6 protein-coding genes are annotated in these 19,113 nt (G+C 48.6%); all 6 read right to left on the bottom strand.

Annotation, left to right across the window (positions count from 1 at the left end):
* Positions 1-2 precede the first annotated feature (2 nt).
* The 6 genes from SSED_RS21590 to SSED_RS24695 all read right to left on the bottom strand — a co-directional run bounded on the left by SSED_RS21590 (position 3) and on the right by SSED_RS24695 (position 18,853).
* Positions 3-713 (bottom strand): transglutaminase-like cysteine peptidase, encoded by a 711-nt coding sequence (locus tag SSED_RS21590; protein ID WP_012144477.1) that lies wholly within the window; start codon positions 711-713, stop codon positions 3-5.
* Between the two features lie 18 nt (positions 714-731).
* On the bottom strand, positions 732-1,337 hold the full coding sequence (locus SSED_RS21585) for an OmpA family protein (protein ID WP_012144476.1): 606 nt from the start codon (positions 1,335-1,337) through the stop codon (positions 732-734).
* Entirely contained in the window at positions 1,337-2,755 is a 1,419-nt protein-coding gene (locus SSED_RS21580; RefSeq protein ID WP_012144475.1) for a TolC family outer membrane protein, read from the bottom strand. Before SSED_RS21580 ends, SSED_RS21585 begins: the two co-directional genes overlap by 1 nt.
* A 29-nt stretch (positions 2,756-2,784) precedes the next feature.
* Positions 2,785-4,167, bottom strand: coding sequence for an HlyD family type I secretion periplasmic adaptor subunit (locus SSED_RS21575; protein ID WP_012144474.1), 1,383 nt, complete (start codon positions 4,165-4,167; stop codon positions 2,785-2,787).
* Entirely contained in the window at positions 4,160-6,340 is a 2,181-nt protein-coding gene (locus SSED_RS21570) for a type I secretion system permease/ATPase (RefSeq protein WP_012144473.1), read from the bottom strand. Before SSED_RS21570 ends, SSED_RS21575 begins: the two co-directional genes overlap by 8 nt.
* Positions 6,341-6,448: 108 nt before the next feature.
* Positions 6,449-18,853, bottom strand: a complete 12,405-nt coding sequence (locus SSED_RS24695; protein WP_041421847.1) for a retention module-containing protein — start codon at positions 18,851-18,853, stop codon at positions 6,449-6,451.
* Between the last annotated feature and the right edge of the window lie 260 nt (positions 18,854-19,113).

The raw sequence follows: 19,113 nt of genomic DNA, 5'->3' as shown, positions 1-19,113 counted from the left end.
AGCTACTCCAATCTTAATTTTGGTTGTCTAAGTCTTTCGACACCCAATCTATATTTGAGATCGTTCCATTTCGCAAGCTTTTTGGAGGAACCTGCAAGAACGCCTCGTCCTTTTTCCTTGTTAAGCCACAGCTGTCGACCATTAAAGCTGTAAACCGGTATTAAATCTTTTCTCTGGGTAGCGGGTTTAATTCTTGTATCTAGATTATCGAGTACCCAGGGGATAGCAGAAGGTGTTTCGTAATAAGCCAGAACCATATGATATTGGTTAACGCTCGTTGCTTTAACCATAGTGATCCGCAACTTATCTTCTGGTACGCCAAGCTGAAGCAGGGTGAAATACTTTGCTATCGAAAAGTCTTCACAATCACCGCCGTTAACTCCGATAAACTCCATCGGGGTCGACCAGTAGTTACTATCACCCCAAAGTTTAATGTCGTCGACAAAGCGAAAAAGATTAAAAAAGTTGTTCACTTTAGTCATCTTTTCTTTTTCGCTTAACCCTTGTGCCTCATCAAGCACCCTAAACCATGCCTTGGCTCGTTTACCTGCGCGTTCACCATATTTGGACTCGAGTGTCGAAGTAATATGGCCCCTATCCAGTTTTTGCGTGGGTGAAGCGTAAAGGCATGATATGGCCAGAGTCAGTGCCATTAATATGAACTGGCAGACTTTTCTGCATGCTAATTTACTACAATAAAGCCTGCCATTCATGATGCTTGGTTTATTTCCTTACTTTACTTCTTCATCAACGGTATAGATATGCCATTTCATATCTGCCGTTGTATCTTCTCCGGTCACTTCTGCAATGACGCGTCTGTTACGGGTATGGGCAATACTCGTCTCACTCATATCAACCGGGCGGTCAAAACTGTAACCAATCGCGGTTAACCTATCTGGATTAATGCCGAATTGTTCAGTTAACGTCGTCGTTACCGCGTTAGCCCTGTTCTGTGAAAGCGTTAAGTTATGATCGTAAGATCCCGTTTTACTGCAATGTCCCTCAATGGTAACAACAGTATTTGGATAATCGGTCATAAATGTTGCTATGACCTCTATCTGATCATAGTACTGAGGATCTATGTAGTAAGAGTCGTTTGCAAACAAAATCTTAAGCTCAGAGCGTTCATTAATAGCACTCACTTTACCACAGCCGTAGTTGTCTATGGTGGCACCTAATACTGTATCATTACAACGCTCTCGGGCGACAATAACACCATCGGTATCAAGATCGTTAAGATCGTGGATTTGATTGGTGGGTTCATCCATGGTGACGATATCATGCGATGAGCAGCCGCCAAGCAGGGCAATACTTAATATGAATATGAAGGTTTTCATTAGTTAACTCCTCCTTCGTAGTTACGCTCACCTTGCCATACATCCGGGCGAGTGACTCTTAATGATTCCAATAATCGACCTGTAGCATTCAAAATGCGGTATTCAGACAGAATACTATCGTACTCGGCTTCAAGGTAATCTTTACGGGCTTCGAAAAGTTCGTTTTCGGTATCCAATAGATCGAGTAGGGTTCGTTGTCCCAGGTTGAACTGTTGGCTGTAAGCGACTTGTGTATCTTTAGCCGCGATGACGTGCTCACGAATATACATTTTTTGCGGTTCGAGTAGTTCGTAGGCGTTCCAGGCTAGGTTAACACCCTCAACGACTTGACGATGAGCGCGTTGACGGATCTCTTTGGCTTCACCGATTTTATATGCGGCTTCTTTCGTGCGAGCGAGATCTTTACCGCCTGCAAAAAGGTTATATTTGACTCTGACCATGGCAACCAGATCATTGCTGTATCCGCCGACATCATTTAAGAATAGGCCTGAACCTGAGATCCCCTCTTCACCATCTAAGTTATTATTCCAGTTCCCTTCCAGATCCAAAGTGAATTTTGGATAGTAGTTGGATTGAGCCGAAGATTTCTCGTTTTTAGCCGCTTCAATATCGCTGGCAGCCGATTTTAAAATCGGATGATTTTCTTGTGCGACTTTGACGCTGGTGCTGAGATCTTCAGGCAACATATCGTCATCGGGGACAGGAACAATTAAGCTTTCAGGTTGCTGTTCTACCACGCGGATAAATTGTGCTTTCGCATCGAAAAAGTTATTTTTAGCCGAGATAAGGTTTGAATTGGCACGAGCCTGACGACCCGTTATTTGTGACAGATCGGCAACAGAGCCTAAACCCGAATCGGTTCTCTGTTTAATCTGGTCGTATATCTCCTGATGGCTGGCCAGGTTTTTTTCTGCCAGCGTCAGTACCTGCTCGCTACGGATATAGTTAACATAAACTTTAGCCACATCGAGAGCCATATCTTCGGCAGCGGAGAAGAGTGCCCACTGTTCGGCACTGGCTTCGAAGCTATATCTGTCGACTTCGCTACTGGTATAGAAACCATCGAACAGCATCTGCTTGATGCTGAAACCTGCCTCACCACGTTCCAACTCAACAACACCATCAGAATCGACTTCACCTACATTTGGCTTTCTGCGTGTCGATGGGCTATCTGTCTGCTCATATCCATATCCTCCACTGATATCTACCGTTGGCATGTAACCGGCTATCGCTTGACTAACCTGCTCTTCACGAGCTTTAAAGCGATTAAATGCGATACGAATTTCAGGATTCGTATCCAAGGTGTGCGCGACCGCTTGCTCCAATGTCTGGCAGTAAGCCGACGCGGGAATAATCAGTGCGCTAACGGCTAACGCTAAGCCGCTGCGTTTTAGTTGCCGAATTTTACTGGTGTTCATGTTAACCCCTCCAGGTTGATTTTATTAGGCTAGCGCTCTCTGAGTGCCGTATCTTTCGCCCTTAAAATTGGATTAAGTATGTACTCTAAAACGGATCTTTGCCCAGTAATTACATCAACCGAGGTTAACATCCCTGGTATAATTGGCATTTCAGTGCCGTCGTCCTTTTTTAAGCTTGATAGTTCAGTTCGAACTCTGACAAGATAGAAGCTGTTTCCCTCTTCATCTTGTGTTGTATCCGCACTAATATGCTCTACAACCCCATTTAAGCCTCCATACCGTGTAAAGTCATAGGCTGTGACCTTAACTACGGCGGGTAAACCTGGGTGTAAAAAAGCGATATCTTTAGGAACTATTTTGGTTTCAATTAGCAATTGGTCTTCGGATGGAACAATTTCGAGTATATCGATCCCCGGCTGCACCACGCCGCCAAGGGTAGTAATATGAATACTCTTAATGGTTCCATTCACCGGTGATGTTATCTCGGCTTTACTGACTTTATCTTGCGCACCGACTTGAGCTTCGCTCATTCTGGATAGCTTGGTTTGCATCTCATTGAGCTGAGTCCGTGTTTCGGCGGCAAAGACAAACACGGCCTCACGACGCTTCAATATTGCTTCATCTTGTGAGGCTTTAACTTTAGGCCTTAGCAGTCGAAGAGAGGAGAGCTCGCCTTGAATATCGTTAACCGTGCGCTCAAGTTTGAGTAGCTCTACTTCGGGAACGATCCCTTTTTCTGCCAGAGGCTTGGTGAGTTCTAACTCCCTTGAAATTAATTGGAAGCTTCTGGTGAGCGTATTGATCTTCGAAGCCAGCTCTTCAGTTTCCTGCTGTTTTTGTTGGATCTGTCTGGCCAGAATTTCTAGTTGATTGCTCAGGCTATCCATTCGTCCGGAATACTCTTCCGATTGACGTTTTACCAGTTCAGGTTCTTTTTCGATTAGCTCCCCTGAAAATAACAGAGGCGTCTTGGTGATTTTGACCTGCTCTCGCCAATTTGAAGACATATCGGAAATAATAATACTATTGAGCTCGGCTTCTAGCCGTTTTACATTAGCCTGAAGGCTAAAAACTTCTTGTTCCTGTTGATCGAATTCGGAGCGAAAGCGGGTATCATCGATTCGTACCAGTGCTTGGCCCTTAGTGACATGCATACCCTCCTCAACGTAGAGCTCTTGCATTATCCCGCCATCCAGGCTCTGAATCACCTGAATTTGAGAGGAGGGGATCACTTTGCCCATGCCTGTTGTGACCTGATCTAACTTAGAGAAGTAAGCCCAGAGAACGAAGCATAGCGCAAAGGCTGATAGTGCCCAGATGATCAATCTATGACTGGTCGGTGCATCGGTCATCATGGCACCGTATACATCATCGACCATTTCCAGATCTTGAGTCGTCAAGTGTTTACTCATTTCTCTGACCTCCGGCGAGTAAACCTTTGCTCAGTTTTTCCAGCACCTCATTTTTAGGCCCATCGGCAACTACATGACCTCTGTCGAGCACGATAATACGGTCGACCAGCTTTAGCAGATGCATCTTATGGGTGATAAGCAGCAAGGTTCTGTCTCTCGTGACGTTTTCCATGGCTTTTATAAATTGTTTCTCGGCTCTTGCATCTAAGCTCGCCGTCGGTTCGTCCATAAGCAGTACCGGCGGGTCGTTCAGCGTCGCCCTAGCCAGGGCAACGGTTTGCCTCTGCCCCCTGGAGAGTGCGCGGCCACCTTCACCTACCTGTTGATCTAATCCTTCTGTTTCCAGATCTGTAAACTGGCTGATACCAGACAGTTGCACCGCCCGGATCAGTTGGTGTTCGGATACCTGTCGGGTGCCAAACAGAATGTTGTCCCTGATAGAGCCATGGAACAAAGTGATATCTTGAGGGAGATAACCAAAGTTTCGTCTCAGGTCTGTAGGGTGGATCTGAGCGGAGTCCAGTCCGTCATACCTCAGGCTTCCCTTGCTTGGTTGATAGAGTCCGACCAGCATTTTCGCCAGGGTACTCTTACCTGAACCATTCCGGCCTATGATAGCGACTCTCTCGCCTGGCTGAATGTTAATAGACATAGGGTGCAAGACCGGTCTTTCCGAACCGGGATAGGAGAAACTAATATGATCGGCACTCATCTGCCCCTGGAGGCGCTGTCGGCTAACCAGGTGACCCTTATTCTCAAATTCATCCTCTTGGGTCATGATCTCATTGAGTTGCCGTAGGGCGCTTGCGGTGTGATTACCGCGGGTCATGAGTCCCGCCAGCTGCGCCATGGGAGAGATTGCCCGACTGGATAAGATCACGGCCGCAATAATGCCACCCATAGAGATCTCGTTATCGGCCACGCGATATACCCCCAGGATCACCACTGACACGACAGAAAGCTGTACCGTAAAGTTAGCGAGGTTGGTTACTGAGGTTGAAATTTTCTTCGATTTCAATTGCCAGTTGGCGGTATGGCCAATCATCTGTTGCCAGCTTTTCTGCACTAACCCCTCGGCGCCACTGGATTTTATCGACTCTAATGAGGCGAGCGATTCGATAAGATGGCCATGTTTCAGGCTGGAAAACTTGTTGCTCTCCTCAATAGCCGCCTTTAACTTTGGCTGCATGATCAAGGTATAGGTAATAATAATTACCCCTCCCAACAGAGGTACTAAGGCTAAGTCGCCCGCTACTAAGTAGATAATCATCATGAAGAAGATGGCGAATGGTAAGTCCACCAATGTGGTAATTGTTGCCGAAGTCAGAATATCCCGAATACTGTCAAACTCACCTAGCTGCCTGGCCATGCCTCCGACACTGGGTGAGCGATTCTCCAGCGGAATGCCTATTGCTTTGGCAAACAGCTTGGAAGAGACGATGATATCGACCTTCTTACCCGCAACATCGATGAGATAGGCGCGAAGTTGCCGCATGATTAGATCGAAGATATAGGCGATGCCCGCGCCGATGGCTAATACCCACAGGGATTCGAACGCCAGGTTGGGGACGACCTTATCATAGACATTCATGATGAATAGCGGCGAAACCAAAGCGAAAAGGTTGACCAATACCGATGCGATTAATGCATCCCGGTAGATAGGCGCCGAATCTTTAATTGTTTGAAATAACCAGTGCTTATTACTGTCATGGAGATGAATATCGAAGCCCATATCGCCACGATACTGCTGCTTAACCATAAACAGGTACCCGACATAGATAGCTTCAAGATCTTCAAGCGATAGCGTCTCTTCGCCACCAGTCTCCGGCAGCTGAATGACAGCCCTATCTTTTTTTACATCCAATTCACGAAGCAGGCAGGCTTTCTTATCTTTTAGCAGCAAGATACAGGGCAGGAAAATTGGCGATATTTGGTTTAACCCTTTACGGGTTAACTTTGCAGCCAACCCCGCTCGAGCAGCGGCCTGAGGCACCAAGTCTGGTGTGAGTACACTACCGGACAGGGGGAGACCTGCCGCCATGGATTCACTGGAGCAAGGGCTGCCGAAATATTCGGTTAATAACACTAAACTGTCTAACAGGGGATCGACTGACACTCTTTGAGAGGCAGAAACGGTCCATTGCTCAGTTTTCTGAGGAGTGGAAACAGACACCTAAAAGCTTATCCTTAAGATTTTATTATGGAATTATTCTTATTGTATTATAAAAGTATTAGTCAAGATGGTCTATTTTGCTATAGACCATCTTGATAATTAGCAGATTTATGGAAGAAGATAAGTAATTTGATCATCATCCGAGTACGAATTAGAACCAGGTGCTTCAGCAAACGTAGTAGACGAAGTCGTTTCATCGGTTGAATTACTGATGATTAATGCTCCGTTTCCATTGTCACCGAGTAACCCTTGAATAATCGCCCCTTCACTATCTCCAAACGCATCACTCAGGTCGACGCCATCCAAGACGATATGCTGCTCGTATATGCCGTTAAGGTCTGCATCTATATCGATAGATGTTGAGGGCGTCGACGTCGTATTATCGACGGTAAAGTGGAGGTATTCAGCAAGTTGATGCCCACTCTCAACATGTAGAAGGTCGCTAAGATCTAGCTTATCTTCACCTAGTTTAAAGTCTGTGATGTGATCGGTACCCGTTGAGCCCGCAGACCAGACGAAGGTATCTGCACTGGTGGGACCCGTAGGGCCATCGCCGGTCAGAGTATCATCGCCTAAACCACCGATCAGCGTATCTATACCGACCCCGCCAATGAGGTGATCCGATCCCGTACCACCGTCCAAGGTATCGTCACCACCCTGACCGAAGAGGATATCTTTACCTTGACCGCCGTAAAGTTTGTCGTCACCGTCATCATTATTAGCCAGATTAAACATATCTGGGTTGTTAGTAATGAAGTTATGTACATCCTTGACGGTAACGTCAGTGGTTTCGACATTTTCGAGTTGACTAGCCACAAATTTTTGTAAGGCTGAGTAGCCTTGGCCTTCAATATTTTCGAAGCTAACTAAGTCGCCGAAGATAATATCATTACCTTCACCCGCGTTAACCGTGTCGTCACCCTGAAGCAGGACTTCTTCAGAGCCAAGAATAACGCTGGCAATCTCATCCGCCTTAATGTTGTGATGAGCCAGGCCATCGGAGTCGTATGGGGTGAGATCATCTAAATCAATACCGTTGCCTATGCCAATAGCCTTAACTTCTGAAACGATATTTAGAACATCGAAGGCTGCTAAAGCTTCGGTTTCGGCTTGGTCATCACCATACGCAATTTCTGCTACAGTATAATTGCCGTCAGCGCCCAGTTTTATTGTGCCTGTTTGATGGCTACTCCAACTGCCATTGCTATTAGACCAATAGTATGTATTTCCATACTCGTCAATGATGACCTTGTTGTTATATATAAGCTCTTGCCCCTCAATATAAGTATCGAGTAAATCTGATAACTGTTTGCTTTCATAGTACGAATCGTAAGCACGTAGCTCTTCGGGCGTTTGATCTACGTTGTAATTATTAGGTTCACCATCGGTAATAAAGTAAGTCAGATTCGTGCCAGTATTTTCCGATGCCGTTCCACTATTAAACCAGTTCGTCGTTGTTTCAAAGGCTGATTCGTAGTTGGTTCTACCTCCGTCACTAGCGATAGTACTTAACACGTCAGTCAGATTAGATATTGCGTTGTTATCGGCTAAATTAACTGAAACATTGGCTTTAGTTCCATTATTAAAATCGACTAATAAAACATTTACGACACCGGAGTGCACACTGGTTGCACTGGCTTTTAGTGTATTGAAAACTTCCAGTAGTTGCTCTTTGGCTGAAGTGACATTAGTGTTCCCCATGCTGCCCGACGAGTCGAGAATAAATGCGATGTTATAGTTTTCACCACTAACAATCTGTAAGCCTGTAGTGTCACTAACTATTACATCATGATTGCTGGTACCTTGAATGTCATTATTTCCGTCAGTCCCCGTGTTTTGGCCATAGCCTCTTGATGGCACCACATCGAAAGTTACTGTCGCGGTATCGGTTAAGCCTGAAGGATCGGAGATGGTGTACTGATAGCTTGCAGCCCCTGTGTAGCCCTCTTCTGGGGTGAACACTACATTACCATTAGCATCGAGCGATACAGTGCCGTGCTCTGCATTCATGACGTCAATGATGGAGAGTGCGTCCCCATCAGGATCGCTATCATTGCCTAAGATGCTGCTGGCTGAGAAAGTAAATGGCGTATCTTCCATTACCGCTAATGGCGGGGTTAACACCTGGTCGCCTAGCTGGCTGTAATCACCTATCTGCTGGTTATTTTGATCGAACTGGCCCAGCTCAACATTAAACACATAAGCACCACCTTGATCCCAGTAGACGATTTCGATTTCATGTAACCCGGCAGTCTCTATGTCGAAATAGATATGGCCATCATCGCCTGGGGACTTGGTATGTTGCGACTGAATCTTAGAGTACTGTGCCACAACTACCCCATCAACCTTGATGGAGTAACCGTCATCGGCAGTGACTCTCAGGCCATATTTCCCGGCATCTAACTGCACATTGCCCTGCATATGCAAGATGGCATCCGTACTGTTTCCTGGATCGTTACTCAGGCTGGCGGCATCTGTGCCAAGGAAATTTTGTAGACTGGTACCAGTACCTAGATCGCCTCCGCCGTAAGCATAATTCAATGTTGTAGCGGTGAAGGTCGCATCGGGAGCGTTTTTATTGATGAAAGTATTAACTTGGCTTAGGAGGTTTAAGTTTCCACCATCTTTGTCGCCATAGGCTTTGCTGTCGTTATAGCCGTAGTAATGACTCGTTAAGCCACCAAAGTTGTCATTCTCAGCATCGGGGGCGCGGTTATGATCTGCGACACTGACTGTGACGTTCGATGTTGCACTCTCTCCTGAACCATCGGTGGCAATGACTTGAATACCCGTCACTAACAGGTCGTCTACGTCAATGTTGTGCGGAAATTTACCAAGTAACTCTGCATCGAGAATGACTGAGCCTTGTTGTCCTGACGCGATTGCATCCCAGTCCAAGGTTAACTTAAGCAGATCTCCGCGCCCATTCATCGAACCAATGAGATTACCACCTTCAATACGCCATTCCATCGGTTGGCGAATCCCATATACTTCAATGTTATTGGTATCGCCAAAGGTAAAGCTATTGATTTCAGTATCACCCGCTTTGAACAGTAATGTCTCTTTGTCATTATCAGCGGCATCAGAGAGTAATGTGGCTTCATCGAGCTGTGCAACGGCGTTGGCTGTTAAAACTGACAATGATGTAGGAGCGTTCAGTATAACGCTGAAATCATTATCATTGTCTACATCTCCATCGCTGTCTATTATATCCACAGTAAAGTCGAGTGTCGTTCCAGCTGAATCAATTATGATTGAGTCGGTGGATAAGCCTTGGAGGTTAAAGTCTTCACCTCCTACAGCTTTGGAAAGTGTAATTAAGTCAACTTCTACTATCGAAGAATTGGATAGGGCCGTTGCAAATTCCTCACTTGTGCCGGTGAAGTCTAATACTGTTTTCACACCCAGAGCATTCTTACCTTCAACATAGAAAGTGGCATTACCATCAAAAACAGTGCCGCTATTGTTACTTAAGGTGATCTGAATGTCAGTGGTAATAGTTTGATTGAATGACAAAATAAGAACGTCGCTGTCACTAATATCTTTTCCTGCACCTGGACCTCCTCTTGAGCCGACACCGATACCATTGTTACTGTTATTGACAGTAGCAGTAGCACCTCCGTTGGTAGTGGCAGTAATGGTACACAGAACGCTTTTGCTAGCACTAGCGCTGTCAGCATATTCAGCAGTACTGTCTAGATAAATAAACAGGTCACCATCGTTTCCAGCTACTATATTGCCACTTAAATCAACAGTCGTTTCCTGAATAAGGGTTATAGAATCTTTCAGATCAAGTACGTATTCACCAGATTCACCAGAATTAGGATCTACCCTTAATGTAAATATCTGTGTTTGATTGCCGTTAGCACTATAGCTGGATGCATCGGCACTTGAATCTGTATAACCGATTAAGACATCTGGCTGATCAGGGTCGACAAAGTAGTAAATTGTCTCCCCACCAGTTGTTAGACCTGAGTCGACGAAATCACTTTGCCCATCATGGTTAGTATTGCCAGTAATGTTACCCATTAAGTTGGCTGAGTAATCTGTGTCTGCGCCACTGACTGTCATTGAACCAAGAATTGTTTGAGCTGCATTCTCTGCCTGGCTATCCGCGACATCAGCTACAACTTGATCGTCATTGACGGTGACATTGACAATACCTTCCGCAGTTGCTCCTGAAGTACCGGAAGCGACAACAGTAATACCGTTAATAGTTAGAGAATCAGCACTCGCACCATGCGGAAGGTTATCGAGAAGCGTTACAGAGACCGTCACCGCCCCCGTAGTGCCTGCCGCTATAGTCGTATCGGAAAGCTCTAGCTGTATTAGCGCATTTCCACCTAGGCTGCCTATTAAGTGACCGGAATCGTTAATTGCCCAGGTTAACTCTCCATCCAGGCCATTTACAGAGATCTCACTGAAATCATCTCCGAAAGTAAATTGATGCACGGCCTCTGTACCGGCTGAAAAGCTTAGCGCCATTGAGTGGCTGTCTGTTGTACTGCTTATAGTGTCAGCATCATCAACAAAGAGTTCTACGGGATTGCCAGCTGAAATTATAGGCGTGACGGTGATCGTCAGGGTCGAGTCATTGTTGCTGTCGCCATCACTGACGGTGTAGTCGACGGTCGGTACGGTGCCATTCCAGTTGTCAGCCGAGTCAAAGCTATAGGTGCCATTTTGGTTAATGATTAAGGTGCCGGCATCGAGGTTGACGGTGTGGCTGGTGACGCTGGCACTGAAGGTATAAGTGCTGCCGTCAACGGTAAATTCGGCGAGTGACACATCGCCATCGACGCTGTTGGTACCTGCGAGTAGATCACCGTTGTGCAATGCGCTGTCTTCGGCAATTTCAACCTCTTCACTGGCATCGTCGAAGGCATCGCCTTCAGGCGTGACGGTGATGCTCACGGTACCGGTGTCGGTGTCGCCATCGGCGTCAGTGGCGATGTAATCGAAGCTGACTGGGCCGTAGTAGTTGTCTGTTGGCTCAAAGGTCATAGTGCCATTATCGGCGATCACTACGGTGCCGTTAGCAACCGCAATGTTTTGTGCCAAGCCGGTGAGGGTTATGCCATTGATAGACTGGATCGCTAAGCCGCCATCCGGTGCCACATCGTTACCGAGTAAGTTCAGGGTAACGCTGCCATCTTCAAGCACAGTGTAGTCATCGTCGCCAGCCGTTACGCCTTCATCGTTATTGGTGACGGTGATGCTCACGGTACCGGTGTCGGTGTCGCCATCGGCGTCAGTGGCGATGTAATCGAAGCTGACTGGGCCGTAGTAGTTGTCTGTTGGCTCAAAGGTCATAGTGCCATTATCGGCGATCACTACGGTGCCGTTAGCAACCGCAATGTTTTGTGCCAAGCCGGTGAGGGTTATGCCATTGATAGACTGGATCGCTAAGCCGCCATCCGGTGCCACATCGTTACCGAGTAAGTTCAGGGTAACGCTGCCATCTTCAAGCACAGTGTAGTCATCGTCGCCAGCCGTTACGCCTTCATCGTTATTGGTGACGGTGATGCTCACGGTACCGGTGTCGGTGTCGCCATCGGCGTCAGTGGCGATGTAATCGAAGCTGACTGGGCCGTAGTAGCTGTCTGTTGGCTCAAAGGTCATAGTGCCATTATCGGCGATCACTACGGTGCCGTTAGCAACCGCAATGTTTTGTGCCAAGCCGGTGAGGGTTATGCCATTGATAGACTGGATCGCTAAGCCGCCATCCGGTGCCACATCGTTACCGAGTAAGTTCAGGGTAACGCTGCCATCTTCAAGCACAGTGTAGTCATCGTCGCCAGCCGTTACGCCTTCATCGTTATTGGTGACGGTGATGCTCACGGTACCAGTGTCGGTGTCGCCATCGGCGTCAGTGGCGATGTAATCGAAGCTGACTGGGCCGTAGTAGTTGTCTGTTGGCTCAAAGGTCATAGTGCCATTATCGGCGATCACTACGGTGCCGTTAGCAACCGCAATGTTTTGTGCCAAGCCGGTGAGGGTTATGCCATTGATAGACTGGATCGCTAAGCCGCCATCCGGTGCCACATCGTTACCGAGCAAGTTCAGGGTAACGCTGCCATCTTCAAGCACAGTGTAGTCATCGTCGCCAGCCGTTACGCCTTCATCGTTATTGGTGACGGTGATGCTCACGGTACCGGTGTCGGTGTCGCCATCGGCGTCAGTGGCGATGTAATCGAAGCTGACTGGGCCGTAGTAGTTGTCTGTTGGCTCAAAGGTCATAGTGCCATTATCGGCGATCACTACGGTGCCGTTAGCAACCGCAATGTTTTGTGCCAAGCCGGTGAGGGTTATGCCATTGATAGACTGGATCGCTAAGCCGCCATCCGGTGCCACATCGTTACCGAGTAAGTTCAGGGTAACGCTGCCATCTTCAAGCACAGTGTAGTCATCGTCGCCAGCCGTTACGCCTTCATCGTTATTGGTGACGGTGATGCTCACGGTACCGGTGTCGGTGTCGCCATCGGCGTCAGTGGCGATGTAATCGAAGCTGACTGGGCCGTAGTAGTTGTCTGTTGGCTCAAAGGTCATAGTGCCATTATCGGCGATCACTACGGTGCCGTTAGCAACCGCAATGTTTTGTGCCAAGCCGGTGAGGGTTATGCCATTGATAGACTGGATCGCTAAGCCGCCATCCGGTGCCACATCGTTACCGAGCAAGTTCAGGGTAACGCTGCCATCTTCAAGCACAGTGTAGTCATCGTCGCCAGCCGTTACGCCTTCATCGTTATTGGTGACGGTGATGCTCACGGTACCGGTGTCGGTGTCGCCATCGGCGTCAGTGGCGATGTAATCGAAGCTGACTGGGCCGTAGTAGTTGTCTGTTGGCTCAAAGGTCATAGTGCCATTATCGGCGATCACTACGGTGCCGTTAGCAACCGCAATGTTTTGTGCCAAGCCGGTGAGGGTTATGCCATTGATAGACTGGATCGCTAAGCCGCCATCCGGTGCCACATCGTTACCGAGTAAGTTCAGGGTAACGCTGCCATCTTCAAGCACAGTGTAGTCATCGTCGCCAGCCGTTACGCCTTCATCGTTATTGGTGACGGTGATGCTCACGGTACCGGTGTCGGTGTCGCCATCGGCGTCAGTGGCGATGTAATCGAAGCTGACTGGGCCGTAGTAGTTGTCTGTTGGCTCAAAGGTCATAGTGCCATTATCGGCGATCACTACGGTGCCGTTAGCAACCGCAATGTTTTGTGCCAAGCCGGTGAGGGTTATGCCATTGATAGACTGGATCGCTAAGCCGCCATCCGGTGCCACATCGTTACCGAGTAAGTTCAGGGTAACGCTGCCATCTTCAAGCACAGTGTAGTCATCGTCGCCAGCCGTTACGCCTTCATCGTTATTGGTGACGGTGATGCTCACGGTACCGGTGTCGGTGTCGCCATCGGCGTCAGTGGCGATGTAATCGAAGCTGACTGGGCCGTAGTAGTTGTCTGTTGGCTCAAAGGTCATAGTGCCATTATCGGCGATCACTACGGTGCCGTTAGCAACCGCAATGTTTTGTGCCAAGCCGGTGAGGGTTATGCCATTGATAGACTGGATCGCTAAGCCGCCATCCGGTGCCACATCGTTACCGAGCAAGTTCAGGGTAACGCTGCCATCTTCAAGCACAGTGTAGTCATCGTCGCCAGCCGTTACGCCTTCATCGTTATTGGTGACGGTGATGCTCACGGTACCGGTGTCGGTGTCGCCATCGGCGTCAGTGGCGATGTAATCGAAGCTGACTGGGCCGTAGTAGTTGTCTGTTGGCTCAAAGGTCATAGTGCCATTATCGGCGATCACTACGGTGCCGTTAGCAACCGCAATGTTTTGTGCCAAGCCGGTGAGTGTTATGCCATTGATAGACTGGATCGCTAAGCCGCCATCCGGTGCCACATCGTTACCGAGTAAGTTCAGGGTAACGCTGCCATCTTCAAGCACAGTGTAGTCATCGTCGCCAGCCGTTACGCCTTCATCGTTATTGGTGACGGTGATGCTCACGGTACCGGTGTCGGTGTCGCCATCGGCGTCAGTGGCGATGTAATCGAAGCTGACTGGGCCGTAGTAGTTGTCTGTTGGCTCAAAGGTCATAGTGCCATTATCGGCGATCACTACGGTGCCGTTAGCAACCGCAATGTTTTGTGCCAAGCCGGTGAGGGTTATGCCATTGATAGACTGGATCGCTAAGCCGCCATCCGGTGCCACATCGTTACCGAGTAAGTTCAGGGTAACGCTGCCATCTTCAAGCACAGTGTAGTCATCGTCGCCAGCCGTTACGCCTTCATCGTTATTGGTGACGGTGATGCTCACGGTACCGGTGTCGGTGTCGCCATCGGCGTCAGTGGCGATGTAATCGAAGCTGACTGGGCCGTAGTAGTTGTCTGTTGGCTCAAAGGTCATAGTGCCATTATCGGCGATCACTACGGTGCCGTTAGCAACCGCAATGTTTTGTGCCAAGCCGGTGAGGGTTATGCCATTGATAGACTGGATCGCTAAGCCGCCATCCGGTGCCACATCGTTACCGAGTAAGTTCAGGGTAACGCTGCCATCTTCAAGCACAGTGTAGTCATCGTCGCCAGCCGTTACGCCTTCATCGTTATTGGTGACGGTGATGCTCACGGTACCGGTGTCGGTGTCGCCATCGGCGTCAGTGGCGATGTAATCGAAGCTGACTGGGCCGTAGTAGTTGTCTGTTGGCTCAAAGGTCATAGTGCCATTATCGGCGATCACTACGGTGCCGTTAGCAACCGCAATGTTTTGTGCCAAGCCGGTGAGGGTTATGCCATTGATAGACTGGATCGCTAAGCCGCCATCCGGTGCCACATCGTTACCGAGTAAGTTCAGGGTAACGCTGCCATCTTCAAGCACAGTGTAGTCATCGTCGCCAGCCGTTACGCCTTCATCGTTATTGGTGACGGTGATGCTCACGGTACCGGTGTCGGTGTCGCCATCGGCGTCAGTGGCGATGTAATCGAAGCTGACTGGGCCGTAGTAGTTGTCTGTTGGCTCAAAGGTCATAGTGCCATTATCGGCGATCACTACGGTGCCGTTAGCAACCGCAATGTTTTGTGCCAAGCCGGTGAGGGTTATGCCATTGATAGACTGGATCGCTAAGCCGCCATCCGGTGCCACATCGTTACCGAGTAAGTTCAGGGTAACGCTGCCATCTTCAAGCACAGTGTAGTCATCGTCGCCAGCCGTTACGCCTTCATCGTTATTGGTGACGGTGATGCTCACGGTACCGGTGTCGGTGTCGCCATCGGCGTCAGTGGCGATGTAATCGAAGCTGACTGGGCCGTAGTAGTTGTCTGTTGGCTCAAAGGTCATAGTGCCATTATCGGCGATCACTACGGTGCCGTTAGCAACCGCAATGTTTTGTGCCAAGCCGGTGAGGGTTATGCCATTGATAGACTGGATCGCTAAGCCGCCATCCGGTGCCACATCGTTACCGAGTAAGTTTAGGGTAACGCTGCCATCTTCAAGCACAGTGTAGTCATCGTCGCCAGCCGTTACGCCTTCATCGTTATTGGTGACGCTGAAGGTCACGGATGCCGTATCGACATCGCTGCCATCACTAATGGTGTAGGTAAAGCTTGGGTCGGTCTGGCTTGGATCGCTGCCATCATGGGTGTACTTAAAGGTACCGTCGGCTTTAATGAATAAAGTGCCATTGGCGACTGTTAGTTCCTGACTCCAGCCTTCAGAATCGAAGGTCAATAGGGTGGTACCGACGTGGGTGACAAAGAGTCCAGCCCCATCGCCACCATCGCTGTCCCGGATACCATCGCCATCATCATGGGTGATGACGTTGCCGAAGACCATTGCACCTTCATCGACACTGAAACTGTCGTTTTCTGCGACTGGTTTATCGTTAACTGCCCCGACGCTGATGGTAACCGTTGCCGTATCTGAATCAGTACCATCGCTTAGGGTATAGACGAAACTTGGGTCGGTCTGGCTTGGGTCGCTGCCGTTGTGCTGGAACTCGAAGGTACCATCGGCTTTGATGCGCAACGTACCGTTGGCGACATCGACACTTGCCCAGCCATCCTGATCAAAGGTTAAATCATTGCCGTTGACTTGGGTGACAAACAGCGCTGCGCCGTCGCCGCCATCGCTGTCTTGTATACCATCCCCATCCATATGGGTAATGACGTTACCGTTGACCGCTCCACCTTCATCGACGCTGAAGCTGTCGTTTTCTGCGACAGGGGCATCATTTACAGGAGATACAACAATACTCAGTGTTGCTGAGGAGCCGGTATTGGTGGTGTAGGTGATAACGGGTACTGAGCCATTCCAGTCTTCGTTTGGTGTGAATGTATAGCTGCCGTTAGAGTTAATCACTAGCGAGCCGTCAGCTAGTGTTACTTGAGTGCCGGCAGTGTGAGTGGAACCATTTACTGTAAAACTTGTTACGGTGAGCTCGTTATCAACATCCGAGTCGTTGCTTAGAACATTACCTCTGGCGACGCTGTCTTCAGCTATTGTATTGCTGTCATTAACAAGTACGCTGGCGTCATCGACGGGATTGACTTCGATGGTCAATGTCGCCGTAGAGCCGGTGTTGGTGGTGTAGGTGATAACGGGGACTGAGCCGTTCCAGTTTTCATCGGGGGTGAAGGTGTAACTGCCATCTTCACTGATAACCAGAGTGCCGCCTTCAAGCGTGACCTCAGTGCCAGCCGTATAGCTGGTGCCATAGACCTCGAAACTGGCAACGGTAAGCTCGTTATCCACATCCGAGTCATTATCTAAGACATTACCCGTCGCGACACTGTCTTCATCGATTGTATTGCTGTCATTAACAAGCACGCTGGCGTCATCGACAGGATTGACCTCTATGGTCAATGTCGCCGTAGAGCCGGTATTGGTGGTGTAGGTGATAACGGGGACTGAGCCGTTCCAGTTCTCGTCAGGCGTGAAGGTGTAACTACCATCTTCACCGATAACCAGAGTGCCACCTTCGAGGGTGACCTCAGTGCCAGCCGTATAGCTGGTTCCATTAACTTCGAAGCTGGCAACGGTAAGCTCGTTATCCACATCCGAGTCATTATCGAGCACATTACCTGTGGCAACAGTGTCTTCATCGATTGTATTGCTGTCATTAGCAAGTACGCTGGCGTCATCGACAGGGCTGACTTCTATGGTCAATGTCGCCGTAGAGCCGGTATTGGTGGTGTAGGTGATAACGGGGACTGAACCGTTCCAGTTCTCGTCAGGCGTGAAGGTGTAACTACCATCTTCACCGATAACCAGAGTGCCACCTTCGAGGGTGACCTCAGTGCCAGCCGTATAGCTGGTGCCATTAACTTCGAAGCTGGCAACGGTAAGCTCGTTATCCACATCCGAGTCATTATCTAAGACATTACCCGTCGCAACAGTGTCTTCATCGATTGTATTGCTGTCATTAGCAAGTACGCTGGCGTCATCGACTGGAGTGACCTCAATGGTCAGCGTCGCAGTAGAGCCGGTATTGGTGGTGTAGGTGATAACGGGGACTGAGCCGTTCCAGTTCTCGTCAGGTGTGAAGGTGTAACCTCCATCTTCACCGACAACTAGCGTTCCGCCTTCGAGGGTGACTTCTGTACCTGCGCTATAGCTGGTGCCATTGACCTCGAAACTGGCAACGGTGAGCTCGTTATCTACATCCGAGTCATTATCTAAGACATTACCCGTCGCGACACTATCTTCATCGATGGTGTTGCTGTCATTAACAAGTACGCTGGCGTCATCGACTGGAGTGACCTCTATGGTGAGAGTCGCAGTAGAGCCGGTATTGGTGGTGTAGGTGATAACCGGGACTGAGCCGTTCCAGTTTTCATCAGGCGTAAAAGTATAACTGCCATCTTCACCGATAACTAGCGTGCCACCTTCGAGGGTAACCTCTGTCCCTGCTAAATAGGTGTCACCGTTAACTTCGAACGTGATGACACTTAAGTCGCTATCTACATCGGAGTCATTATCTAAGACATTACCTGTGGCTAAACCATCTTCATCGATGGTATTGGTGTCATCTATTAGCTCTGATGGGTTATCTATGACGCTTTCATCGAGGTTGCCGTCAGCAGAAAATTCACTTTGGCTGCTACCATCGGTTGCGAACCCTGATGAGGCAATCGTCTCATTTCCGCTTCGGCTTAGGGATATAAAATCAGTGCCGCCTTGGTTACCCGCGGTTCCGGCACCTGCTGCCGTATCAGGTAGGCCTGCGGTTGGGTCTTCGCCTGAAGCGATTAAGTCCTGCAGAGCCTGGATCTCATCTAAAGCGCTTGAGGCACTATCGGTTATCGCTTCTTCAGAATCTTGAGCTGCAGATGCAAGGTTGGAGTATGTTGTGCCATCTTCAAAAGCTATTTCAACCTCTGCCCCATCCTCAATATATAGTGTTGAGCCTTTCGGTAGCTGTTCACCTGGAGCAATAGTTTGCTTGCCATTAGCAATTTCAATTGTGACATTTCCATTAGCAAGCAAAACTTGTCCGTGTTGTGCAGTGACTAAAGATTTCATTCATAACTCCAAGCGAGTAAACAGTAACCGTGCAGCCCAGAAAAAACTTTATATTCAAAAGAAGGCGGCAATATAAACATACGACCAGAAATCTTAACGTATGTATCTGTGCTGGTCAATTTTTTGACAGTTCGGGGCCGTGAAATACCACTTTTGTATTAGCTTTTGATAAAGTTAGTGTTTTAGATACAGCGAAGCCACTAAATATAGTGGCTTCGCTACAGTTGCTTGGTTCGGTTTAGTGCGCTTCTCTTAGCTTT

Origin of the sequence: Shewanella sediminis HAW-EB3, assembly GCF_000018025.1 — a bacterium.
GTDB lineage: Bacteria > Pseudomonadota > Gammaproteobacteria > Enterobacterales > Shewanellaceae > Shewanella > Shewanella sediminis.
The sequence above is the reverse complement of the archived record's forward strand: the minus strand, read 5'-3'. Positions and strand labels throughout refer to the sequence as shown.

What these genes read in the sequence shown, in the direction of transcription:
- SSED_RS21590 (WP_012144477.1), bottom strand. Translation starts at nt 713, where the DNA reads ATGAATGGCAGGCTTTATTGTAGTAAATTAGCATGCAGAAAAGTCTGC.
- SSED_RS21585 (WP_012144476.1), bottom strand. Translation starts at nt 1,337, where the DNA reads ATGAAAACCTTCATATTCATATTAAGTATTGCCCTGCTTGGCGGCTGC.
- SSED_RS21580 (WP_012144475.1), bottom strand. Translation starts at nt 2,755, where the DNA reads ATGAACACCAGTAAAATTCGGCAACTAAAACGCAGCGGCTTAGCGTTA.
- SSED_RS21575 (WP_012144474.1), bottom strand. Translation starts at nt 4,167, where the DNA reads ATGAGTAAACACTTGACGACTCAAGATCTGGAAATGGTCGATGATGTA.
- SSED_RS24695 (WP_041421847.1), bottom strand. Translation starts at nt 18,853, where the DNA reads ATGAAATCTTTAGTCACTGCACAACACGGACAAGTTTTGCTTGCTAAT.